The 23,714-nt window shown below is 66.0% G+C and carries 21 protein-coding genes and 1 pseudogene; 8 read left to right on the forward strand and 14 right to left on the reverse strand.

The annotated features are described in order from the left end of the window. Nucleotides 1–38: 38 nt before the first annotated feature. From A3CW_RS0101425 to A3CW_RS44810, 7 genes and pseudogenes are all read right to left on the reverse strand, one after another. A pseudogene (locus tag A3CW_RS0101425) lies at nt 39–767 on the reverse strand (helix-turn-helix transcriptional regulator); the annotation flags it as partial. Between the two features lie 42 nt (nt 768–809). After that, on the reverse strand, nt 810–1,199 hold the full coding sequence (locus tag A3CW_RS0101430; protein WP_028201975.1) for a VOC family protein: 390 nt from the start codon (nt 1,197–1,199) through the stop codon (nt 810–812). 187 nt (nt 1,200–1,386) lie between these two features. Next, nucleotides 1,387–2,703, reverse strand: a complete 1,317-nt coding sequence (locus A3CW_RS0101435; RefSeq protein WP_028201976.1) for a THUMP domain-containing class I SAM-dependent RNA methyltransferase — start codon at nt 2,701–2,703, stop codon at nt 1,387–1,389. Nucleotides 2,704–2,936: 233 nt separating this feature from the next. Further along, on the reverse strand, nt 2,937–3,641 hold the full coding sequence (locus A3CW_RS0101440; protein ID WP_028201977.1) for a PqiC family protein: 705 nt from the start codon (nt 3,639–3,641) through the stop codon (nt 2,937–2,939). After that, nucleotides 3,638–5,251 (reverse strand): PqiB family protein, encoded by a 1,614-nt coding sequence (locus A3CW_RS0101445; RefSeq protein WP_028201978.1) that lies wholly within the window; start codon nt 5,249–5,251, stop codon nt 3,638–3,640. Before A3CW_RS0101445 ends, A3CW_RS0101440 begins: the two co-directional genes overlap by 4 nt. Further along, nucleotides 5,244–5,906: a paraquat-inducible protein A gene (locus A3CW_RS0101450; protein WP_028201979.1), complete on the reverse strand. Its 663-nt coding sequence runs from the start codon at nt 5,904–5,906 to the stop codon at nt 5,244–5,246. Before A3CW_RS0101450 ends, A3CW_RS0101445 begins: the two co-directional genes overlap by 8 nt. After that, on the reverse strand, nt 5,903–6,718 hold the full coding sequence (locus tag A3CW_RS44810) for a paraquat-inducible protein A (RefSeq protein ID WP_081771477.1): 816 nt from the start codon (nt 6,716–6,718) through the stop codon (nt 5,903–5,905). The genes A3CW_RS0101450 and A3CW_RS44810 overlap by 4 nt, the downstream gene beginning before the upstream one ends. Nucleotides 6,719–7,127: 409 nt before the next feature. Here A3CW_RS44810 and A3CW_RS0101460 point away from each other — a divergent pair, with 409 nt between their 5' ends. After that, a complete protein-coding gene (locus A3CW_RS0101460) occupies nt 7,128–7,727 on the forward strand; it encodes a YceI family protein (RefSeq protein WP_081771478.1) in 600 nt (199 codons plus the stop codon). 42 nt (nt 7,728–7,769) lie between these two features. Then, nucleotides 7,770–8,339 (forward strand): YceI family protein, encoded by a 570-nt coding sequence (locus tag A3CW_RS0101465; protein ID WP_028201981.1) that lies wholly within the window; start codon nt 7,770–7,772, stop codon nt 8,337–8,339. Between the two features lie 86 nt (nt 8,340–8,425). Here the strand turns inward: A3CW_RS0101465 and secF are convergent, their stop codons facing one another. From secF to queA, 5 genes are all read right to left on the reverse strand, one after another. Further along, nucleotides 8,426–9,376 (reverse strand): protein translocase subunit SecF, encoded by a 951-nt coding sequence (secF, locus tag A3CW_RS0101470; RefSeq protein WP_028201982.1) that lies wholly within the window; start codon nt 9,374–9,376, stop codon nt 8,426–8,428. Nucleotides 9,377–9,391: 15 nt separating this feature from the next. Continuing rightward, nucleotides 9,392–11,440 (reverse strand): protein translocase subunit SecD, encoded by a 2,049-nt coding sequence (secD, locus tag A3CW_RS0101475; protein ID WP_028201983.1) that lies wholly within the window; start codon nt 11,438–11,440, stop codon nt 9,392–9,394. 167 nt (nt 11,441–11,607) lie between these two features. Then, nucleotides 11,608–11,937, reverse strand: coding sequence for a preprotein translocase subunit YajC (gene yajC / locus A3CW_RS0101480; RefSeq protein WP_028201984.1), 330 nt, complete (start codon nt 11,935–11,937; stop codon nt 11,608–11,610). Between the two features lie 248 nt (nt 11,938–12,185). Then, complete coding sequence (gene tgt / locus A3CW_RS0101485) at nt 12,186–13,385, reverse strand: tRNA guanosine(34) transglycosylase Tgt (RefSeq protein WP_028201985.1); 1,200 nt, start codon at nt 13,383–13,385, stop codon at nt 12,186–12,188. Between the two features lie 146 nt (nt 13,386–13,531). Further along, on the reverse strand, nt 13,532–14,593 hold the full coding sequence (gene queA / locus A3CW_RS0101490) for a tRNA preQ1(34) S-adenosylmethionine ribosyltransferase-isomerase QueA (protein WP_028201986.1): 1,062 nt from the start codon (nt 14,591–14,593) through the stop codon (nt 13,532–13,534). 316 nt (nt 14,594–14,909) lie between these two features. Here queA and recG point away from each other — a divergent pair, with 316 nt between their 5' ends. The 6 genes from recG to ubiA all read left to right on the forward strand — a co-directional run bounded on the left by recG (nt 14,910) and on the right by ubiA (nt 22,056). Continuing rightward, nucleotides 14,910–17,177, forward strand: a complete 2,268-nt coding sequence (gene recG, locus A3CW_RS0101495) for an ATP-dependent DNA helicase RecG (RefSeq protein ID WP_407669677.1) — start codon at nt 14,910–14,912, stop codon at nt 17,175–17,177. 150 nt (nt 17,178–17,327) lie between these two features. Continuing rightward, nucleotides 17,328–18,287: a hydrogen peroxide-inducible genes activator gene (locus A3CW_RS0101500; protein ID WP_028201988.1), complete on the forward strand. Its 960-nt coding sequence runs from the start codon at nt 17,328–17,330 to the stop codon at nt 18,285–18,287. 388 nt (nt 18,288–18,675) lie between these two features. Then, the gene (locus A3CW_RS0101505) at nt 18,676–20,115 is read left to right on the forward strand and encodes a catalase (RefSeq protein WP_028201989.1); all 1,440 of its coding nucleotides are present in this window, start codon (nt 18,676–18,678) and stop codon (nt 20,113–20,115) included. Between the two features lie 88 nt (nt 20,116–20,203). Beyond that, the gene (locus A3CW_RS52175) at nt 20,204–20,380 is read left to right on the forward strand and encodes a hypothetical protein (protein ID WP_154677827.1); all 177 of its coding nucleotides are present in this window, start codon (nt 20,204–20,206) and stop codon (nt 20,378–20,380) included. A 165-nt stretch (nt 20,381–20,545) separates the two neighbouring features. Then, the gene (locus tag A3CW_RS0101515) at nt 20,546–21,034 is read left to right on the forward strand and encodes a Dps family protein (RefSeq protein ID WP_028201990.1); all 489 of its coding nucleotides are present in this window, start codon (nt 20,546–20,548) and stop codon (nt 21,032–21,034) included. Between the two features lie 158 nt (nt 21,035–21,192). After that, nucleotides 21,193–22,056, forward strand: coding sequence for a 4-hydroxybenzoate octaprenyltransferase (gene ubiA / locus A3CW_RS0101520; protein ID WP_028201991.1), 864 nt, complete (start codon nt 21,193–21,195; stop codon nt 22,054–22,056). Between the two features lie 71 nt (nt 22,057–22,127). Here the strand turns inward: ubiA and proC are convergent, their stop codons facing one another. Both proC and A3CW_RS0101530 read right to left on the reverse strand, forming a co-directional pair. Further along, the gene (proC, locus tag A3CW_RS0101525) at nt 22,128–22,943 is read right to left on the reverse strand and encodes a pyrroline-5-carboxylate reductase (RefSeq protein WP_028201992.1); all 816 of its coding nucleotides are present in this window, start codon (nt 22,941–22,943) and stop codon (nt 22,128–22,130) included. Between the two features lie 22 nt (nt 22,944–22,965). Next, entirely contained in the window at nt 22,966–23,664 is a 699-nt protein-coding gene (locus A3CW_RS0101530) for a YggS family pyridoxal phosphate-dependent enzyme (protein ID WP_028201993.1), read from the reverse strand. Nucleotides 23,665–23,714: the final 50 nt, after the last annotated feature.

Genomic DNA, 23,714 nt, shown 5'->3' on the forward strand with positions numbered 1-23,714 from the left:
CGATGCGCGCCTTTTTCAATTGCGGCCGTGTTGACCGCTCACAGCGAAGGCGCATTCACGCGGCGCAGATAGTCGGCCAGGCGGCGCCCGCTCACATCGGGAAACTGCTCGAGCACTTCCACGTTCTCCATGCGCGCGATGTTGAAGTTGCGGAAGTCCTCGCGCATTTCGCACCACGCGCCCACGGTCCATTGCGCGCCCCAGTACACGAGCCCAAGCGGCCAGATGCGTCGCTCCGTATGCGCGCCGATGCGGTCGCAGTACGCGAAGCGCACGACGAGCCGGGTGTCGACGGCGCGATGCAGCGCGTCGAGCTTGTCTGAGAACGCATGATCCATGTGATACGCCGGCGCGAACACGGCGAGCCGTTCCAGCACGGCGCGCTTTTCCGCCGGCATCGCGGCGGCGATTTTCGCGAGCGCGCCGCGTGCGCCGCTTGCGAGCGCCGCGCCGCCCCACGATTCGGCCATGCGCGCACCCACGGCGAGCGCGGTGAGTTCGTCAGCGGTGAAGGTGAGCGGCGGCAGACTCGCCGTGCGCGCGAGCCGGTAGCCAATGCCCGCCTCGCCCTCGATCGGCACGCCCGAGAGCTGCAGGTCGCGCACGTCGCGATAGACCGTGCGCGGCGAGACTTCGAGCCAGCCGGCCAGTTGCTGGGCGGTGGTGAGACGCCGGCCGCGTAGCAGTTCGGCGATGCGAAAAAGGCGGTCGGCACGGCGGCTCATGGCAGGGCGGTCGCGTAGGCGGGCGCGGTGACGGGGATAAGCACAGATGATAGCGCCGGGCGCGCGCGGCGCCCGGCTGAGGCTTTAACCGAGCTTCGGCGCGTGCAGACCGACGCGGTTGCCTTCGGTATCGATGAAGAAGCCGATATAGCCGTAGTTGTTCGGCAACTCCACGGCGGGCCCTTGCTGCTTGCCGCCGGCTTTTTGCACCCGGTCGAGCACGGCCGTGACCGATGGCTGCGCGTTCAGATAGACGAGCACGCCCTTCGGGTCGGGCTTGGCGTCATGCGGATTGAACACGATGCAACCGCCGGTTTCAGTATCGGTGTGAGCGAACAGCGCCATCGGCACGCCGCCGACTACTTCGCGCTGCAGCGCGGTGTCGAAGGCGGTTTCGTAAAAGCGGGCGGCACGCTCCAGGTCGTGCGCGGGAATTTCGAACCACGAGATCACACGGGACAGATCGGTAGACACGGTGCAGCTCCTCGAAGACAACGGCGGACGTTGAATGGCGGCAGCCGGGCGGCGGCAGCCTCGCCGGATGGCGTAGAAGCAGTGTGCCAGGGGGCTGCTGACAGCGTGTTGTCAGTAGGTTTGACGCGTCGTGCCGCGCACCTAGGCGGCGGGTGGGAGCGTCACCCGCCGTGCGCGTTTGCCAATGTCAGCTGGCGTCGTCGTTGCCGGCGGCGGGATTCGCGCCGCCGCTGGCCGGACGCTGGCGCACACTGCCCGCGATCAGGTCGAAGCGGAACAGGCGGCATTCGAGCGCGCCGTTGTAGAGCGGCGTCTTGGCGGCTTCGCGCAGGCGCAGCTGGCCCGGCAGCTTGCGGTCCGAGGTGAGGACGAATGCTCGCCAGCCCGTGAAGCGCTGCTTGAGCGCGTCGCCGAGCGCCTGGAAGAACTCGGCGTCGGGCGCCTCGTCCTTGGCGCGGCGAAACCCTTCGTCATCGTCGCCGCGCAGCTCGCGCGCCGTCGGGCGTGCCTCGCCGCGCGCATTGCGGCCGCGCACCTCGATACGCTCGCCGTACGGCGGATTCGCCACGAGAATGCCGGGCGCAGCCGAGGGCGGCGTCATGTTGCGCGCGTCGAGCTGCTTGAGCGTCACGCTGCCGAAGCCCGCGCGCTTGAAGTTCGCGCGCGCCTTTTCCAGCATGACGTCGGAGATGTCACTGCCGTAAATCAGCAGGTCGCCGGTCTTGCTTTGCGCGAGATTGCGCGCCGTGTTCGCCTCGCTCTTGAGGTGCCGCCACGCGGCCATGTCGGCCTGCTTGAGCGACTCGAAGCCGAAGCGGCGATCGAGCCCCGGCGCGATGTCGAGCGCGACTTGCGCGGCTTCCGCGAGGAAGGTGCCGCTGCCGCACATCGGGTCATAGAGCGGCGTGCCGGGCGTCCAGCCCGTGAGGCGCAGGATGCCCGCGGCGAGGTTCTCGCGCAGCGGGGCGGCGCCCTTATCCAGACGCCAGCCGCGCTTGAAGAGCGGCTCGCCCGAGGTGTCGAGATAGAGCGTGCATTCGTTCGCCGTGAGGAAGGCGAAGACGCGCACATCGGGAAACGCGGTGTCGACGCTCGGACGCGCACCGGACTTGTCGCGCATGCGGTCGCAGATCGCGTCCTTCACGCGCAGCGTGGCGAATTCGAGGCTGCGCAGCGGCGACTTGATCGCGGTGATGTCGATGCGGATCGTCTCGTTCGCCGAGAACCACTTCTCCCACTGCTGCTCGCGCGCGAGCGCATAGATGTCCTGTTCGCTGCGATACGGGCGCTGGGCGATCTTCAGGAGTACGCGGCTCGCGATGCGCGAATGCAGGTTGGCGGCGATGCCGCCGGCCCAGTTGCCGCGGAAATGCACGCCGCCGGGCACTTCTGCGCCGACCTCGAGTGCGCCGGGCGGCAGGCGCCGTTGCGCGGTTTCGGCCAGTTCGGCGGCGAGCGCGGCTTCGAGGCCGCGCGGGCAGGGGGCAAAGAAATCGAAAGACATGAAGGAGGATGGGACGCTGCGGGGAAGGCGCTATTGTACGCGGGTTGCGGGCGTGGCCAGACGTGCATGCCGCCGGCTCCCCTGGAGTGCGCTCGATGCCGCATTTGGCCGCCATTTGCCTCGTCCCTGGCGCCTCTTCCGAAAGCGCCGCTGGCGGGCGTTATTGGCTCCGGATCGCCCTCGGGCGTGGAAATCAGATACGCCGCAGGACCGCGCCAGCGAAAACCGCCGCCTCAGCCGCCGGCGGCCGCCATCTGCGGACAGGCGACGCTCGGCGCCGGCTTCGCGCGCGCGCCAGCCTTCGCGCCATTCGCCGCCACGCTTACGCGCGGCGCAGCCGCGAGCGCGCGCACGCCGCTCGCGATCGACTGCGAGAGCGCCTCGACCGCCTGCCGGTGGCCGATGACGAGCGCGTCGTAGCCGTCGCCCACCTTCTCGTTGAGCACGCTGCGGCAGGTCAGGACCGTTTGCGTGTCGAGCGCGCGTACGCTCCATACGGCGTCGATGAGCGCATGCGAGCCCGGCCACGATTCGAAGCGCTGCACGTTCACGCTCACGCGATACACGGGCACGCCCTCGGGATGCGGCGAGCCGTACACGTCGATGGTGCCGAGCTGCTGTGTGAGGTCGCCCGAGAGCGCCCGGCGGATCTCGTCGCCGGGCATCGAGGACCAGCGCTCCTGCTCGAGTACGCGCACCTGGTTCGCGTCGGTTTGCACGACGAACTGTGCCTTCGCCACCTGCGGCGGCACATCGACAGGCGCCAGTTCGATCAGCCACTGGGCGTTGCCCGCGCTCGGCGCGGCGGCCGTGCGAGCCGTATCGTCGCTCGGGCTGAGCGTGTAGAACCGGCTGGCGGGCGAACTGCAGCCCGCCAACGCGGCTGCGATGACCAGCGCGCCGAGCGTGGCAAGGGCGGGGACGCGTCGGAACGTCATGGCTTGTCTCCAGATTTGCCGCGCAGCAGCGATTCGGGATGGCGCTCCAGATAATCGGAGAGCGCGTTGAGCGATTGCAGCGTACGCGTGAGTTCCTGCATCGCCTGGTGCACGTCGGACTGCAGCGGCGAATCCTGCTGCAGCGTGGACTGTGCGGCGCTGAAGGTCTTCTGCGCTTCGTCGAGCGTGCCTTGCAGCTGCGGCAGGATCTGGTCGTTCACCTTGCCGAACAGCTGGTTCGCGTTCTTGAGCGACTCGTTCAGGTTGTTGCCGATCTTGTCGAACGGAATCTGATCGAGCTTCTTCGCAATGTCCGCGACCTGCAGCTGCAGTTCTTCGAGCGAGTTCGGCACCGTGGGCAGCTCGAGCGGGTCGTGGTTGAAATCGACCGCCGCGGGGCCCGCCTTCGGGAAGATGTCGAGCGCGACATAAAGCTGCCCGGTGATCAGGTTGCCGGTGCGCAACTGGCCGCGCAGGCCGCGTGCGACGAGCCGCCTGATCAGCTCCTGGCTTTGCGGCGTATGCGGCGCGGGTGTCTCGCCGCGGATGCGGCGCGACAGGCGCAGCGGGTAGAGGTCGATCGTCACGGGCATCGTGAAGTTGTGCTGTTTCGGGTCGTACTCGATGCCGATGTCGGTCACCTGGCCGAGCACGATGCCGCGGAAATCGACCGGCGCGCCGACCGAAAGGCCGCGCAACGACTGGTTGAAGTACATGACCACGCGTTGCGGCGCGCCGTCCGGCTCGCGCATCGCCTCGGTTTCGTCGGAGGCGAGCGCGAACGTGGCGCTGTCGGGTGCTTGCGGGCCCATGGACTGCCCGGCCGGGGCCTGGAACGCGAGGCCGCCCACGACGATCGTGGCGAGCGACTGTGTGTTGACCTTGATGCCGTTCGAATCGAGCTGCACATTCACGCCGCTCGCGTGCCACCAGCGCGTATTGGTGCCCACGTACTGGTCGAAGGGCGCGCTCACGAATACCTGGACCGTCACGCCGGTGCCGTCCTTGTCGAGCGAATAGCCCGTCACCTGGCCTACCTGAATTCGCCGGTAGAAGATCGGCGTGCCGATGTCGAGCGAGCCGAGCGTCGCGCTATGCAGTGTGTAGCGATGCCCCTTCTCGTCGATGGTCACGGCAGGCGGCGCTTCCAGCCCGACGAAGTCGCTTTGCGATTCCTGCGAGCGGCCGGCGTCCGCGCCGATATACGAGCCCGAGAGCAGCGTGGTGAGGCCCGAGACGCCGCTTGCGCCCACGCGCGGGCGCACGACCCAGAAGCGGCTGTCCTTCACAGCGAAGCGTTCGGCGTCCTTGGTGAGTTCGACCGTGACGATCACATGCGAAAGGTTGGGCGAGAGCTTGATCGCGCGCACCGACCCGATGTCCACGTCCTTGTACTTGACCTTGGTCTTGCCGGGCTCGAGGCCTTCGGCGCTCACGAAGCTGATCGTGATGGTCGGGCCGCGCGTGGCGACCGACTTCACGACGAGCGCCACGCCGATCAGCGCCGCGACGATCGGCACGATCCAGACGAGCGAGGGCAACCAGCGCCGCGGCTTGACGATCTCCGGCTCCGGCAGATTGGGCGGGGTCGGTCCTTTCGGACTATTCATGGGGTTGATCCTGAGAGTGTTGCGCAGGTTTGTGTTTGTCTTCGTCCACCGGATCCCAGATCAAGCGTGGATCGAACTGCATCGAGGCGATCATCGTCAGGATCACGACCGAGCCGAACGCAATCGCGCCGGGGCCCGCCGTGATGACCGCAAGCGACTGGAAGCGTACCAGCGCCACCGTTAGCGTGACAACGAACACATCGAGCATCGACCAGCGCCCGATGAATTCGACGAGCCGGAACAGCTTCGTGCGTTCCACGGGCCGCCATGTCGAGCCGCGCTGCGAGGTGAACGCGAGCAGCGCGAGCACCGAAAGCTTGAGCATGGGCACGAGAATACTGGCGATAAAGACGATCACGGCGAGCGGCCAGTCGCCCGAGGTCCAGAAGTAGACCACGCCGCTCATGATGGTGTCGTCCTCGTCGCCGACGAGCGAGGCCGTATGCATCACAGGCAGCAGGTTCGCGGGGATGTAGAGCAGCGCCGCGGCAATCAGGAGCGCCCACGTGCGCATGATGCTGTCCGGGTGGCGCTCGTGCACGGGCGAGCCGCAGCGTGCGCAGCGCACGTGCCTCAGTGCGCGCACGTGTGGCTGCACGTGCCCGCAGGCGTGGCAGGAGACGTAGCCGGCGTCGGCGGCGGTCTGGTATTTCATCGGGGCCCCTTGGGGAGCGGGCCGCCGCGCGGCGGCGCCGGGTCTTGCGCACGTGCACCGGGCTCGCGGATTTCGGGCTCGGAGAGCGGGTGGGCCGCAGCCGGTGACGGCGCGGCGGGCGAAGGCGGCGCGTGCGGTCCGCCCGGACCGGCGTCACGCGCGAGACCGCCCGGACCCGCGCCGCCCTCGCGCGCCGCACGTGCGGCGTCGCGCAGCCCGTCGGCGATGTCCCAGAGCGTGCGCGCATCGAACGTGACGACCACGGTGAACATCAGCGTGAGCGCGCCGAAGGCGAAGAGCGCGGTTTCGGGAATCACGCGCGCAAGGCTCACCATTTTCACGATGGTGATGAGCACGCCTAGCATGAAGACCTCGAGCATGCCCCAGGGCCGCACGAACTGGATGGCGCGCAGCACGTAGTTGAAGCCCGGTGGAATGAAGCCGCGCCGCACCGGCAGCAGGACGTAGAGCAGCGCCACCATCTCCGTGAGCGGAAAGAGGATGGTTGCGCAGAAGACGATCACCGCGATGATCTCCATGTCCTCGTGCCACAGCACCACGAGGGCGCCGAACAGGCTCGACTCCGTAGTGATACCGTTCGCATCGAGCTCGATGATCGGGAACGACTGGGCGATGATGAAGGTGACGAGCGCCGCGACCGTGATGGCGCAGATGCGGTCGAGCTGGGACGCGGCGCTGCTGTAGAGCGTGGCGCCGCAGCGCGAGCAACGCGCCGTCTGGCGGCCGAGCAGCCGCGGTCTGCGGTAGAGCGCGTCGCAATCGTGACACGCGATGAGTTTGTCCTGGGCCATGCGGGCAGGTGACGCAAAACGACGTGAACGAGGGACGCGCTGCGGCGGCACACAGTCCGGAAGGTGCCGACAGCGCTTCGCGCCATGTTACCAAACGCGCCCGGCGGCGTACCGGAACGAGCCGCGGACTTCCGACGGGGCGGCTGGCGGGGCTGCTGCGGGATCAGCCGCGGGGTAAGCCGCGGGTTAGCCGGTCACGCGGCGCTCGCATGGGCGGCGAACGGGCTGCGAGTGTGCCACGTTTGCGCCGTGAGCGTGCGCGAGCGCGGGCGGGGACCCGGCCCTTATCTGTAGATGTTTGCTGTCACCCGATTTGGATTATCTTTCGGGCATGGAGCATGCATGGCTGCGCAAGGTGGCCGCTGCCCATCCACGAAGCCAATGCCTACGCAATCAAAGCGAGACGATCATGGAAGCCTTGTCGAGGTGGATTCGTTCATACCGGTGGCGCCCGGCGGCCGGGGCCGCGGCAGTGTGGGCCGGCGCCGCCGCGGCACTGCTCGCGGGCGGTGCCGCCCATGCACAGCTCGACGCGGCGAAGAGCACGATCGTCGCCGTCTCGCGCCAGATGAACGTGCCGGTCCAGGGCAGCTTCACGAAGTTCGACGCGCAGATCAACTTCGATCCGGCCAAACCCGCGAGCGGCAGCGCGAAGATCACGGTCGACACGGCGAGCTATGATCTGGGAGACCCGACCTACAACGATTCGGTGCACGGACCTGAATGGTTCGACGCGAAGACGTTCCCGCAGGCAACGTTCGTCTCGACGGCCATCGCGCCGACCGGAACGAACCAGTACAGCGTGAGCGGCAAACTGACGATCAAGGGGCATACGCAGAACGTGGCCGTGCCCGTCGTGCTCACGCAGCAGGGCGCGACACAGACCTTCGACGGCACGCTGCCGATTCACCGGCTCGCCTTCGACATCGGCACCGGCGAGTGGAAGGACACGTCGATCGTCGCCGACGAAGTGCTCATCAAATTTCATATCGTCGTCGCCCACAAGTAGACCGACGACTCCGAGGAGGCGCTTTTGAACAAGCTCGTATGGATGGCCGCAGGGGGCGCCGTGTCGCTCGCCGCCCTGGCGACGCAAGCCGCGCACGCCGCTGATACTTACCAGCTCGATCCGAACCACACGTTTCCGAGCTTCGAGGCCGACCACTTCGGCGGTCTATCCACGTGGCGCGGCAAGTTCACGAAGACCACGGGCACGGTCACGCTGGACCGCGCGGCGAAGACGGGCACCGTGGACGTGACGATCGATCCGGCGTCGATCCAGACCGGCAATCCGCAGCTCGACCAGCACCTCGTGGGCGACGACTTTCTCGATGTCGCGAAGTACCCCACGGCCACCTACAAGGGCACGCGCATCGTCTTCAACGGAGACACGCCCAAGGAGGTGATCGGCGATTTCACGCTGCACGGCGTGACGCGGCCGCTCAAGCTCGAGATCGAGTCGTTCAAGTGCATGCAGCACCCGGTGCTCAAACGCGAGGTGTGCGGCGTGGAGGCCGAGGCCGCATTCAACCGCGACGACTTCGGCATGGACTCGGGCAAGAAGTACGGCTTCAAGATGAAGACCACGCTGCATATCCAGGCCGAAGGGATCAAGCAGTAGGGGAGAGCGGCAGCGCGGCGAAGGCCGTTGCGTAGGCACGAAAAAAAGCCGGTTCGCGAGAACCGGCTTTTTTGCTGGTGCGCCGCTTAAACCTGCGCGCCCGCGTTCGGATCGTTCGGATCGAACTTTTCCTTCTTGTCCTTGATGAGGTCTTCGCGTTTCACGCCGAGCCACATGGCGAGCGCCGCGGCAACGAACACCGACGAGTAGATGCCGAAGAGAATACCCACCGTCAGCGCCAGCGCGAAGTAGTGCAGCGTCGGGCCGCCGAAGAAGAACATCGAGAGCACCATCATCTGCGTACAGCCGTGGGTGATGATGGTTCGCGACATCGTGCTGGTAATGGCGTGGTTGATGACTTCGGTCACGCTCATCTTGCGCTCGCGCCGGAAGGTCTCGCGAATCCGGTCGAAGATAACGACCGATTCGTTCACCGAGTAGCCGAGCACGGCTAGCACTGCCGCGAGCACCGAGAGCGAGAACTCCCACTGGAAGAAAGCGAAGAAGCCCAGAATGATCACGACGTCGTGCAGGTTCGCGATCACGCCGGCCACGGCGTACTTCCATTCGAAGCGGAACGACAGGTAGATGACGATGCCCGCCACCACGCAGGCGAGCGCGAGCAGGCCGTCTGTCGCGAGTTCCTTGCCGACCTGCGGGCCGACGAACTCCACGCGCTGCAACTGCACCTGCGCATCGGCTGCCTTGAGCGTGGACATCACCTGGTCGCTCTGCTGCGCGGAGCTCAGGCCTTGCTTGAGCGGCAGGCGGATCAGCACGTCGCGCGAGGTGCCGAAGTTCTGCACCTGGGCGTCGCCGTAGCCGATCTTCGTGAGCGAGTCGCGCAGCGGCTCGAGCGGCACCGCCTGCGGATACTGCACTTCGATGACCGTGCCGCCCGTGAATTCGATCGACAGGTGCAGGCCGCGGTGGAAGAGGAAAAACACCGCCGCGACGAAGGTCAGGAGCGAGATCGCGTTGAAGATCAACGCGTGCTTCATGAACGGGATGTCTTTGCGGATGCGGAAAAATTCCATGGTCTTGACTCCGTATCAGCGGGACGAACCGGTGTTGTTGCCAGAGCCGCCCGAGGCGTCACGGCGGCGCACGACCGGCTTGGCGCGCGCAGCACCTTTGGCGCCGGCCTTGACCGGCTCACGCTTCGTGGCAGTCGCGGCAACCGCGCGGCCCGTGTCGGTGCCGGCATCGGCGCCGGCGAGCGCGGGCGTGCCTTCATCCGGTTCCGGACGCCACACCTGACCCACCGCGAGCGACTTGAGCTTCTTCTTGCCGCCGTACCAGAGGTTCACGAGACCGCGCGAGAAGAACACGGCCGAGAACATCGACGTGAGAATGCCGATACAGTGCACGATCGCAAAGCCGCGCACCGGGCCCGAACCGAACGCGAGCAGCGCGAGACCGGCGATGAGCGTGGTCACGTTCGAGTCGAGAATCGTCGCCCAGGCGTGTGCGTAGCCGTTCTGGATGGCCAGCTGCGGCGGCGCGCCGTGGCGCAGTTCTTCGCGCACGCGCTCGTTGATCAGCACGTTCGCGTCGATCGCCATACCTAGCGCCAGCGCAATAGCCGCGATACCCGGCAGCGTGAGCGTGGCCTGCAGCATGGAGAGCACGGCCACGAGCAGGAGCAGGTTTACCGACAGGCCGATCATCGAGATCGCGCCGAACAGCATGTAGTACGCGATCATGAACACGGCGATGGCGGCGAAGCCGTAGATCACCGAGTCGAAGCCCTTGCGGATGTTGTCCGCGCCAAGGCTCGGGCCAACCGTGCGTTCCTCGATGATGTCCATCGGCGCGGCGAGCGAGCCTGCGCGCAGCAGCAGCGCGAGGTCGGCGGCGGCCTGCGGCGTGGGCTGGCCCGTGATCTGGAAGCGGTCGCCCAGTTCGGACTGGATGGTCGCCACCGTCAGCACTTCGCCCTTGCCCTTTTCGAACAGCACCATCGCCATCGGCTTGCCGATGTTGTCGCGCGAGACCGCGCGCACCGCGCGGCCGCCGGCCGAATCGAGGCGGATGTTGACCGACGGACGCTGATGCTCGTCGAAGCCCGCCGAGGCGTCGATGATGCGGTCGCCGGTGAAGATCACCTGCTTGCGCAGCAGCACAGGCGCGGCATTGCCTTGCGTGAAGAGCTCGTCGCCCGGCGGCACCGGCGCGTTCACGTCCGGATGCAGGCCCATCGGGTCGGCGAGGCGCGCTTCGAGCGTCGCCGTGCGGCCGATGATGTCCTTCGCCTTGGCGGTGTCCTGCACGCCCGGCAGCTCGACCACGATACGGTCGTCGCCTTGCTGCTGGATCACGGGCTCGGCCACGCCAAGCTCGTTCACGCGGTTGTGCAGCGTCTGGATGTTCTGCTTGAGCGCGGCTTGCTGAACCGCCGTCTTCACGGCCGGCGTGAACGTGCCGACGAGCTGCACGCCGCCTTCGGGGTTGTTCTGCGACGCCCACTGCAGTTCGGTGATGCCGCCCGCGCCCGCGAGGACCTTACGTGCCTGATCGGCCGTATCGGCGTCGGCGAAATTGACGACCACCGACTGGTTGACGCGGTTCACGCCGCCGTCGCGGACGTTCTTTTCGCGCAGGAGCGTGCGTACGTCCGAAGCGTCGGAGTCGAGCTTCTTGTTGAGCGCGCCGTTCATGTCGACCTGGAGCAGGAAGTGCACGCCGCCACGCAGATCGAGGCCGAGGTACATCGGCAGCGCGTGCAGCGACGTGAGCCAGCGCGGCGAGGCGCTCTGCAGGTTCAGGGCGACGACGTACTGCGGGTCGTTCAGGTCGGCGTTCAGCGCTTTGTTGAGCGCGTCTTTCAGGCGCAGCTGCGTGTCCGTGTCGGCGACGCGCACGCGGATGTTCGCGTTCATCGACGAGTTGTCGAACGTCACCTCGGTCGCACGGATATTGTTCGCGGCGACCGCGGCTTCGACCTGGGCGAGCGTGCCCGAGTCGAGCTTGACGGTGGCTTTACCGCTCGACACCTGGACCGCGGGCGCTTCGCCGAAGAAATTGGGCAATGTGTACACGAAGCCGATGACGAGCGCCACCAGCATCACGACATATTTCCAGAGGGGATAACGGTTCATTGGTTGACCCAACGGGGGAGGGGAATGGCCTTAAGCGCTGCGTGCGCGTCCGGCGTTGCCTTCGGGGCGTACCTGCATTGACGTTTGCGGGTCAGTGGCTGCGAGGGCGGGCCGGGCGCGCGAGGCCGTTGGTTCGGAGGCAACGGCCTCGGTGATTCCGTGAAGCTTTACAGCGACTTGATCGTGCCCTTCGGCAGGATGGTCGAGACCGACGACTTCTGCACGGTGATTTCCGTGCCATCGGCGATTTCGACGCCGACGTAGGCTTCGCTGACCTTGGTCACCTTGCCGACGATGCCGCCGCTCGTGATGACTTCGTCGCCCTTGGCCATGGCCGAGAGCATGTTGCGATGTTCCTTCTGGCGCTTCATCTGCGGACGGATCATGATGAAGTACAGCACGGCGAACATCAGAATGAGCGGCAGGAAGCTCATGAGGCTCGATTCGGCACCACCTGCTGCACTGCCTTGCGCGAAGGCATTGGAAATGAACGACACGTTGGTCTCTCCGTTTTTTACGATCAAAAAGCGAGCCGGTTATTCTACCACCGGCATTCATCGCGACGATGACGCAAAATTGGCTTTGCGATCAAGTGCTTATCCCGGATCCCGCCCCGACGCGACATGCGCGCGCGTGAAAACCGGGACGGCTCGGGCGGACCGCATGCCTTGCCCGCGTCATTGTCTCGAAAGGATATTGTAATGTTTCGCGGCCGGCACGTGACGCGCCGTCGTGAGACGCCCTCTCAGTCCACGCCGCGTGCGCGCTGCCCGGCGAAGCGCTGGCGGAACGCCGCGAACGTCTTCGTCTCGATTGCCGCGCGCATCTCGCTCATCAGCTCCAGGTAGTAGTGCAGATTGTGGATCGTGTTGAGCTGCGCGCCGAGGATCTCGCCCACGCGGTGCAGGTGGTGCAGATAGCCGCGCGTGAAGTTGCGGCAGGTGTAGCAGCCGCATTGTTCGTCGAGCGGGCGCAGCGAGTTGCGGTGCACGGCATTGCGGATCTTGATGTCGCCAAAGCGCGTGAAGATCCAGCCGTTGCGCGCGTTGCGCGTGGGCATCACGCAGTCGAACATGTCGACGCCCGAGGCCACGCCCGCCACCAGGTCTTCCGGCGTGCCCACGCCCATCAGGTAGTGCGGCTTGTCGGCGGGCAGCTTCGGCGCGATGTGTTCCAGCACGCGCATCATGTCTTCCTTCGGTTCGCCCACCGAAAGACCGCCGATCGCGTAGCCGTGGAACGGCATCTGCGAGAGGCCGGCGAGCGATTCGTCGCGCAGGTCCTCGAACATGCCGCCCTGCACGATGCCGAACAGCGCATTCGGGTTGCCGAGGCGGTTGAACTCGTCGATCGAGCGCTGCGCCCAGCGCATCGACATGCGCATCGAATCCGCGGCTTCCTTGTGCGTGGTGGGCACGCCGTTGGTCGCATAGGGCGTGCACTCGTCGAACTGCATCACGATGTCCGAGTTCAGCACCTTCTGGATCTGCATCGACACTTCGGGCGAGAGGAACAGCTTGTCGCCGTTCACGGGCGAGGCGAAGCGCACGCCGTCTTCCGAGATCTTGCGCAGGTCGCCGAGCGAGAACACCTGGAAGCCGCCCGAATCCGTGAGGATCGGCCGGTTCCAGCCCATGAAGCGATGCAGGCCGCCGTGCGCCTCGATCGTTTCCAGGCCCGGGCGCAGCCAGAGGTGGAAGGTGTTGCCGAGGATGATCTGCGCCTTCATCTCCTCGAGCTCGCGCGGCTGCGTGGCCTTCACGGTGCCGTAGGTGCCCACGGGCATGAAGATCGGCGTTTCGACCACGCCGTGATTGAGCGTGACGCGGCCACGGCGGGCGAGGCCGTCGGTGCCGAGCAGTTCGAACTTGAGGCCGTTCTGCGGGCGCTCGCCCAGGTATGCGCCGTGTTCGGCGCGTGCGTTGTTTTGATGACCGTCGGTCATGCATGGACTCCTGTGCGACCGGAAAGTGCTTTGCATGGGACCGGAGTAAGCGCTAAAGCGCCAACTCCGGATCGCAAGTCCGGCGCAAATGGTGAAACGCCGCCGCGCGTTTTTCGTGTCGCGCGACGGCTTGGGAAATGTGCGTATTACTTGTTCAGCGCGTCGTCAGTGCGTGTCAAAAGCATCGCGTCGCCGTAACTGAAGAAGCGATACCGCTCGGCAATTGCATGACGATACGCCGCGCGTATCGTTTCGATGCCCGCGAACGCGGAAACGAGCATCAGCAGCGTGGATTTCGGCAGGTGGAAGTTCGTCACGAGCCGGTCGACCACGCGGAATTGATAGCCTGGTGTGATGAAGATATCCGTTTCCGCCTGCGTTGCCGAGAGTGCGCGGCCTTCACGGTCGGCGTCGCGCGCAGCGGCTTCGAGCGCGCGCATCGAGGTCGTGCCCACCGCGATCACCCGGCCGCCGCGCGCGCGCGTCGCCGCGATCTTGTCGACGAGCGATTGCGGCAGTTCGTACCACTCGCTATGCATCTTATGCTCGGCGATGTTCTCCACGCGCACCGGCTGGAACGTGCCCGCGCCCACGTGCAGCGTGAGCGTGGCGCGCGCGACGCCTTGCGCGTCGAGTTGCGCAAGCAGGGCGTCGTCGAAGTGCAGGCCCGCCGTGGGCGCGGCCACCGCGCCCGGATTCTGCGCGAACACGGTTTGATAGCGCGTTTCGTCGCTCGCGTCGGCGTCGTGCGTGATGTAGGGCGGCAGCGGCAGACGGCCGTGCTGCTCGATCAGCGTGAGGCAGTCGTCGGGAAAGTGCAGCGTGTAGAACTGATCGACGCGCTCGCCCACCGTCACGTCGAACGCATCGGCGAGGCGCAGCACCGTGCCGGGCCCCGGGCTCTTGCTCGCGCGGATCTGCGCGAGCGCCGTGCGCGCGCCGGTCAGGCGCTCCACGAGCACCTCGATCTTGCCGCCGCTGGCCTTCTGGCCGAAGAAACGCGCCTTCAGCACCTTGGTATCGTTGAAGACCAGCAAGTCGCCCGGCGCGATGCACGCGGGCAGGTCGGAAAAGCGGCGGTCGGTGAAACGCGCGGGTTGTGTCGTGCTATCGACCTCGAGCAGACGGCTCGCGCTGCGCTCGGGCAGGGCGGTCTGCGCGATCAGTTCCTCGGGGAGGTCGAAATCGAAATCGGAAAGCTTGAACATGCGGCCTGAAGTAACGGAAATGCGCCGGAGGCCCGGCGCGCGGCGGCTTTGCGAAGCCGAACCGTCAAGCGGTTGCGCCCCAAAAAGCGGCGGCAATGGCCGTTCGTGCGTGACGAACAACCCAGTTGCATGGGACCGGAGTAAGGGCTAAAGCCCTATCTCCGGATCGACACAGCTATGATTGCGGGACGTGCGCGATAGCGATGCGCGCGCCGTGCCCGATGGCAGAGGCCGTCGCGCTGCACGCGCCGCGCCATGCCGGAAAGCCGATATTGTACTTGCGAAGCTGCCCATGCCCCCATCCGTTAGCCGATTGATGTCTGAACCCGATTCCGCGAGCGACGCGCCCGACGACGCGCGCACGACCGGGGACGGCGCGCGCAAGCGGCAAGCGGACGCGACGCAAGGGGCCGCACCGCCCGCGCGCAAACGCGCCGCGAAGAAGTCTGCTGACCCGGCCGCAGAAGAAGCCTTGGAAAAATCCGCGGCCAAAGACAAGCCCAAGCTCACCAAAACCGCCGACCGCCTCGCCAAACTCGGTCTGCGCAGCGACATCGATCTCGTGTTGCATCTGCCGATGCGCTACGAGGACGAAACCACGCTCACGCCCATCGGCGAACTGCTGCCGGGCGGCATCGCGCAAACCGAAGGCGTGGTGTTCGACAACGAGATCGCCTACCGTCCGCGCCGCCAGCTCCTCGTGAAGCTCGAGGACCACAACGGCAACCAGCTTCATCTGCGCTTCCTGAACTTCTACGGCTCGCAGGTCACGCAGATGGCGATCGGCAAGCGCCTGCGCGTGCGTGGCGACGTGCGCGGCGGCTTCTTCGGCATGGAGATGGTGCATCCGGCGGTGAAGGTCGTGGAGGGCGACGCGCCGCTGCCGCAGGCGCTCACGCCGGTGTATCCGTCCACGGCGGGCGTGAGCCAGGCGTATCTGCGCAAGGCGATCGACAACGCGCTTTCGCGTACGCATCTGCCCGAACTGCTGCCCGATGCGGTGGCGCACGAGTTCATGGAGCCGCTGAATCTGCCGCCGTTGATGGACGCCGTGAAGACGCTGCACCACCCGCCCGTGAACGCCGACGAGCATGAGCTGATCGACGGCACGCATCCCGCATGGACGCGCATCAAGTTCGAGGAACTGCTCGCGCAGCAACTGTCGCTCAAGCGCGCGCACGAAGAGCGCCGCACGCGCGCCGCGCCCGCGATGGCGCGTCACGTCGCGGGGCGCAAGAGCGAGGCGACGCTGCTCGCGCGTCTGCGCGGCGCGCTGCCGTTCACGCTCACCGGCGCGCAGGAGCGCGTGGTGGCGGAGATCGCGCACGATCTCGAACAGCCGCACCCCATGCAACGTCTGCTGCAAGGCGACGTGGGCAGCGGCAAGACCGTGGTGGCGGCGCTCGCGGCGGCGCAGGCGATCGACGCCGGCTACCAGGCCGCGCTCATGGCGCCCACCGAAATCCTCGCGGAACAGCACGCGCGCAAGCTGCGCGGCTGGCTCGAGCCGCTCGGCGTGCAGGTGGCGTGGCTCGCGGGCAGTCTCAAGGCGAAGGAAAAGCGCGCGGCGCTCGAAGCCGCGGCGCTCGGCACGGCGCAACTCGTGATCGGCACGCACGCGATCATTCAGGAGGCCGTGGAATTCGCGCGGCTCGGCCTCGTGATCGTCGACGAGCAGCATCGCTTCGGCGTCGGGCAGCGGCTCGCGCTGCGCGCCAAGGCGCAGAACGCGAAGGCGCCTGGCGAGACGCATCGCGAGTTCCAGCCGCATCAGCTGATGATGTCGGCCACGCCGATCCCGCGCACGCTCGCCATGACCTACTACGCGGACCTCGACGTCTCCACCATCGACGAGCTGCCGCCCGGCCGCACGCCGATCCTCACGAAGCTCATTGCCGACGCGCGCCGCGAGGAAGTGATCGCGCGTGTGCGCGCGGCGGCGCTCACGGGTCGTCAGGTGTACTGGGTATGTCCGCTGATCGAGGAGAGCGAGACGTTGCAGCTGCAAACGGCCGTCGAGACTTACGAAACACTCGTGGCCGCGCTGCCGGAACTCACCGTGGGCCTCGTGCACGGCCGCCTGGCTTCCACGGACAAGGCCGCCGTCATGGATGCGTTTTCACGCAACGAAGTGCAGCTGCTCGTGGCGACGACGGTCATCGAAGTGGGCGTGGACGTGCCCAATGCCTCGCTGATGGTGATCGAGCATGCCGAGCGCTTCGGCCTCGCGCAATTGCACCAGTTGCGCGGGCGCGTGGGGCGGGGCAGCGCCGCTTCGGTGTGCGTGCTGCTCTATACCGGGCCGTTGTCGCTCACGGGCCGCGCGCGCCTGCAAACCATGCGCGAGACCACCGACGGCTTCGAGATCGCGCGCAAGGACCTCGAAATCCGCGGCCCTGGCGAATTCCTCGGCGCGCGTCAATCTGGCGCGGCGATGCTGCGCTTCGCGAACCTCGAGACCGACGCCTGGCTCATCGAGCCCGCGCGCGGCGCAGCCGATCGTCTGCTGCACGAGTTTCCGCTCGTCGTCACGCAGCACCTCAACCGTTGGCTCGGCGCCCGCGAGCAGTACCTGAAAGCGTAAATAGTCCATTGCGCGGAACCTGCGCGCGCCCGCGCCGTCTGACCCTTTTGCGCTGATCACGCCCCGCATAGGGGTGTTGATTATTGGCGAATCTCCGCCATAGGTGTATAACTACAAGCTATTGATTCACCTTTTTTGATTGGTCCCCGAATGACGCTCACTGAATTGAAATACATTGTCGCGGTAGCTCGAGAGCGCCACTTCGGACGGGCCGCGGAAGCCTGCTTCGTGAGCCAGCCGACCCTTTCGGTCGCCATCAAGAAGCTCGAAGACGAACTGAATGTGCAGATCTTCGAGCGCGGCACGAGCGAGGTGAGCGTGACGCCCATCGGCGAGCAGATCGTCACGCAAGCGCAGCGCGTGCTCGAACAGACGCTCGCGATCAAGGAAATCGCCAAGCAGGGCAAGGACCCGCTCGTGGGGCCGCTGCGCCTGGGCGTGATCTACACGATCGGGCCCTATCTCCTGCCCACGCTCGTCAAGCAGATGATCAAGCGTGTGCCGCAAATGCCGCTCATGCTGCAGGAGAACTACACGCTCAAGCTTATCGAGCTGCTCAAGCAGGGCGAGATCGACGTGGCGATCATGGCGCTGCCGTTCCCCGAAACCGGCCTCACGCTGCGGCCGCTATACGACGAACCGTTCGTCGTGGCGCTGCCGTCAGGCCATGCGTGGGAACAGCGCCCGAAGATCGACCCGGACGACCTCAAGCAGGAAACCATGCTGCTGCTCGGCAGCGGTCATTGCTTCCGCGACCACGTGCTGGGCGTGTGCCCCGAACTGATGCGCTTTTCGCAGAACGCCGACGGCATCCAGAAGACGTTCGAAGGCTCGTCGCTGGAGACCATTCGTCATATGGTCGCGAGCGGCGTCGGCATTACCGTGCTGCCGCGCATGTCGGTGACCGAGGTGAAGCCGCACGCGGGCGGCGTCGATTCCGGGCTGCTTTCCTACGTGCCGTTCGACGAACCCGTGCCGGACCGCCGCGTGGTGCTCGCGTGGCGCAAGAGCTTCACGCGCATGCCCGCGATCGAGGCGGTCGTCGACGCCATTCACGCCTGCGAGCTGCCCGGCGTGAGGAAGATCGAGGCGCCTGCCGAGGCGGCCTGACGTACATCGCGCCGTGCGCTTTCGAGCTGCGCGGCGCGTTTCCCTCTCCAGCGCGGCATTCGCCCGCGACGCAATTCCTCAGTCTTACATTTATTGCGACCCCAATAACCTACGCCTATTCGATAGATTAGATAAATCAAATTACATATATCGATAGTCGTTGATAGAGTTTCCTCTAACCGATCCCAACCGGAAACCCCTGGAGGAAGCGATGCAAACCACCCACCCGAACACTCCCAGCACCCCGGGACGCGCCCATTCTGGCTTGCGCACCGTGTGGTTCTCGCTGCTGGTCGACCGCGCGCTGTCCGCCTGACGGCTTCGCGCCATCCCGACACAGATTTCACCGAATTCCAGAACACACACGCAAGCAAGAAAGGAATCCAGCATGACCGACCGTACTCTCACCTCGGCAGCCGGCGCACCCGTCGTCGATAACCAGAACTCGCTCACCGCCGGCCCGCGCGGCCCCGTGATGCTGCAGGACGTGTGGCTCCTCGAAAAGCTCGCGCACTTCGACCGCGAAGTGATTCCCGAGCGCCGCGTGCACGCGAAGGGCTCGGGCGCGTTCGGCACGCTCAAGATCACGCACGACATCTCGCGCTACACGAAGGCAAAGGTGTTCGGCGAAGTCGGCAAGGAAACGCCGCTCTTCATCCGCTTCTCGACCGTGGCGGGCGAGCGCGGCGCGGCCGACGCCGAACGCGACGTGCGGGGCTTCTCGATCAAGTTCTACACGGAAGAAGGCAACTGGGACATCGTCGGCAACAACACGCCGGTGTTCTTCATTCGCGATCCGCTCAAGTTCCCGGACTTCATCCACACGCAAAAGCGCGATCCGCGCACCAACATGCGCAACAACGTGGCCGCGTGGGACTTCTGGTCGCGTCATCCGGAGTCGCTGCATCAGGTGACGATCCTCATGAGCGATCGCGGCATTCCGAAGAACTATCGCCAGCAGCACGGTTTTGGCTCGCACACGTTCTCGTTCATCAACGCGAACAACGAGCGTTTCTACGTGAAGTTCCACTTCAAGTCGGCGCAGGGCGTGGAGAACTACAGCGATGCCGAAGCCGCGCAGGTGATTGCTCAGGACCGCGAATCGGCGCAGCGCGATCTCTTCAACGAGATCGAGAAGGGCAATTTCCCGAAGTGGCATTTCCGCATTCAGGTGATGCCCGAGGCCGATGCCGCGAAGGTGCCGTACAACCCGTTCGACATCACGAAGATCTGGCCGCACAAGGACTATCCGCTGATCGACGTGGGCACGATCGAATTGAACCGCAATCCGCAGAACTATTTCGCCGATGTCGAGCAGGCCGCCTTCACGCCGGCGAACGTGGTGCCGGGCATCGGCTTCTCGCCGGATCGCTTGTTGCAGGGGCGTTTGTTCTCGTATGGCGACACGCAGCGCTATCGCCTCGGTGTGAACCATCACCAGATTCCGGTGAACGCGCCGCGCTGCCCGTTCCACTCGTTCCATCGCGACGGCGCAATGCGCACCGACGGCAACCTGGGCGGCAACGTGAACTACGAACCGAGCCGTTTCGGCGACTTCGCGCAGCGTCCGCAGGCCGGCGAGCCGCCGCTCGCGGCCGGTGCGGTCGATCACTACGATCACCGCGAAGACGACGACTACTACAGCCAGCCGGGCGCGCTGTTCCGGTTGTTCGATGCGGGCCAGCGCGAGCGGCTTTTCGCGAACATCGCGCGGCATATCAACGGCGTGCCGGCGGAGATCGTGGAGCGTCAGATCCAGCACTTGCGCCGCGCCGATCCGGCGTATGCGCAAGGCGTGATCGACGCGATCGCGAAGCTGGCGAAGTAAGGACGCGGGCGCGGTTTGTTGTCACAACGCTGGGACAGCGGGCCGCGCCTGAAGCAGGACTTCGAGGAACTACCACAGGAGCACGATCATGACCCGAACGATGACGATGACCCTCAAGACCATGGGACGCGGCGAGGCCGCGACGATGGCGCGCACGCGCGCAGAAGGTACGCAGCTGGTGCGTCGCGCGGTGGGATTCGCGATCATGGCGAGCGGTTTCGTAGCGATCGCCACGCAAGCCTTCGCACATCTGGCAGGACACTGAACGAGCCGGGCACGTGGCTGGACAGTAGGGCCGGATGAGCCGGGTTTCTGATATTTCCAGGCTACACTGACGACCAATCGAGCGTTCGCGCGCGGCTGTTGAAATGCGCGCGTCGCAACCGGTTCGTCAAGCACGCGTAGTCTCACTGCTACACAAGGAGTCGTCATGGCCAAAAAAGCAACCGTACAGCACGTGAATATCGGCATCAGCGACAAGGATCGCAAGAAGATCGCGGAGGGTCTCTCGCGCCTGCTCGCGGACACCTACACGCTGTATCTGAAGACGCACAACTTCCACTGGAACGTCACGGGGCCGATGTTCAACACGCTCCACCTGATGTTCGAAGGGCAGTACAACGAACTCGCACTGGCCGTGGACGCCATCGCCGAACGTATTCGTGCGCTGGGCGTGCATGCGCCGGGCAGCTACAAGGAATTCGCGAAGCTCTCGTCGATTCCCGAAGCCGACGGCGTGCCGGCAGCGGAAGACATGATCCGCCAGCTGGTGGAAGGCCAGGAAGCCGTGGTGCGCACCGCGCGCGCGATCTTCCCGTCGACGGAAGCGGCCAACGACGAACCGACCGCCGACCTGCTCACGCAACGCATGCAGACGCACGAAAAGACCGCGTGGATGCTGCGCGCGATGCTGGCTTGATGCCGATGCGGCGCCCGGGCGCTGCACCTGAAGCACGATCAGCACGATGAAGGGCCCGCCGGATGTCCGGCGGGCCTTTGTTTTTGCGCGGGTGCGGCTCGCGGCGACGGCGCGCCGCCCTGGCCTACAATAGCGGCATCGCTTTTCCCGCCCCGATCATGTTCGCCCGACTCCCGCTCTATTTGCGGCTCGTCCGCATGGACAAGCCGATCGGCAGCCTGCTGCTGCTGTGGCCGACGCTCAACGCGCTGTGGATCGCCTCGGACGGCCATCCGCCCCTCTCGCTGCTGATCATTTTCACGGTCGGCACCGTGCTGATGCGCTCGGCGGGCTGCGCGATCAACGACTACGCCGACCGCGACTTCGACCGCCACGTGAAACGCACGGCCGAGCGCCCCATCACGTCGGGCCGCATTCGCGCGTGGGAAGCGGTGGCGATTGCCGCGGGCCTCGCGCTCGTGTCGTTCCTGTTGATCCTGCCGCTCAATGCGCTGACGAAGCAGCTTTCGGTCGTGGCGCTGTTCGTGGCGGCGTCGTATCCGTTCACCAAGCGCTTTTTCGCGATTCCGCAGGCGTATCTGGGCATCGCGTTCGGCTTCGGCATTCCCATGGCCTTCGCCGCCGTGCAGGATCACGTGCCGCCGCTCGCGTGGATCATGCTGGCCGCGAACGTGTTCTGGTCCGTGGCCTATGACACCGAATACGCGATGGTCGATCGCGACGACGACATCAAGATCGGCATTCGCACTTCGGCGCTCACGTTCGGCCGCTTCGACGTGCTCGCGATCATGCTCTGCTATGCGGCCACGCTCGGCATTTACGTGTGGGTGGGCGTGACGCTGGGTTTCGGCTGGCTCTACTGGTTCGGCTGGGCCGCCGCCGTGGGCTGCGCCATTTACCACTACACGCTCATCAGGAACCGCGAGCGCATGCCGTGCTTCGCCGCGTTCCGCCACAACAACTGGCTGGGCGGCGTGCTGTTCGTCGGGATTGCGGCCCACTACGCCGTCGCGGGACTCTGAGGCCAGATTGACGAAAAAAGCGCCGGGTGCATGACACACCCGGCGCTTTTTCTATCTGGACTGCGGTGCGCTTACTGCTTGCCGAATTCTTCGCCCATTTCCTTCGCGCGTGCATCGGCCGCGAGCGCGCCCTTGACGATGGCGGCCTTCACGCCCGAAGCATCGAACGACGCGAGCGCGGCCGCGGTCGTGCCGCCCTTCGAGGTCACGCGCTCGCGCAGTACGGCGGGCGGCTCGTCCGATTGCAGCGCGAGTTGCGCCGCGCCCGTGAACGTGGCGATGGCGAGTGCGCGGCCTTGCTGCTCGTCCATGCCGAGCTGGCGCGCCGCTTCTTCGAGCGCTTCGATGAAGTAGAACACGTAGGCCGGGCCGCTGCCCGAGATGCCCGTGACCGCGTCGATCTTCGCTTCGTCGTCGAACCAGACCGTTTGGCCGACTGCGCCGAGCACATCCGACGCGAGCTGTCGGCCCGCGGCGTCCACGCCGCTGCTCGCGACGAGGCCGGTTGCGCCCATGCCGATCAGCGCGGGCGTGTTCGGCATCGTGCGTACGACGCGCGCGTGGCCGTTCAGCCAGCGCGAGAGATCGTCGATGCGAATGCCGGCCATGATGCTGATGACGACCTGGTGGGCACCCAGGTGCGGGGCGATACCTTCGGCCACGGCCTTGGCGATTTGCGGCTTCACGGCGATCAGAACCGCGTCGTACGAAGCGAGCGCGGCGTCCGCGGCGGCGCCGGTGCGCACGCCGAACTGCTCGGCGCTGCGCTTGCGGGCGTCCTCGTTCGGATCGATCGCGTAGAGGTTGTCGGCGGAAACGCCCTTGCGGATCAGGCCGCCGATGAGTGCGGCGGCCATGTTGCCGCCGCCGATGAAAGCAATTTTCATGGTGATGGAATCGTTCAGTGAATCAGTGAGAGTAGTCGCGCGCGCCGAAAATCGCGGTGCCCACGCGCACGATCGTCGCGCCTTCGAGCACCGCGGCTTCGAGGTCGGCTGACATGCCCATGGAGAGCGTGTCGAGCGCGAGGCCATCTGCGCGTAGCGTTTCGAACAGCTCGCGTAGCTGGCGGTGCGGCGCGCGTTGCGCCTCGAGCGAGGTTTCCGGCTCGGGAATCGACATGAGCCCGCGCAGGCGCAGGTTGGGCAGGGCGGCGATCTGGCGCGCGACCTGCTGCGCTTCTTGCGGGGTGACGCCGCTCTTGCTGGCCTCGCCGCTCACGTTGACCTGCAGGCAGACGTTGAGCGGCGCCATGGCGGCGGGACGTTGCGCCGAAAGGCGTTCGGCAATCTTCAGACGATCGACCGAATGGACCCAGTCGAAACGCTCGGCTACGGGGCGTGTCTTGTTCGATTGGAGCGGCCCGATGAAATGCCATTCGATGCGCGCGCGCAAGTCGGCGAGCGCCTCGATCTTGTCCATGGATTCCTGCACGTAGTTCTCGCCGAACGCGCGCTGGCCGGCAGCGTGAGCGGCGCGCACGTCCTGTGCAGGAAATGTTTTCGAAACCGCGAGCAGCTCGACGCTTTGCGGGTCGCGGCCGGCGTTGCGGGCGGCGGCCGCGATGCGCTCGCGGACAGCTTCGAGATTGTGGGAGAGATCGGTCATCGGGCTTGAAAGCCGGCGCATGAAATGGCGCGCGCCGCCTTTTTGGATCC

The sequence above is a fragment of the Paraburkholderia nodosa DSM 21604 genome, assembly GCF_000519185.1.
Classification (GTDB): domain Bacteria; phylum Pseudomonadota; class Gammaproteobacteria; order Burkholderiales; family Burkholderiaceae; genus Paraburkholderia; species Paraburkholderia nodosa.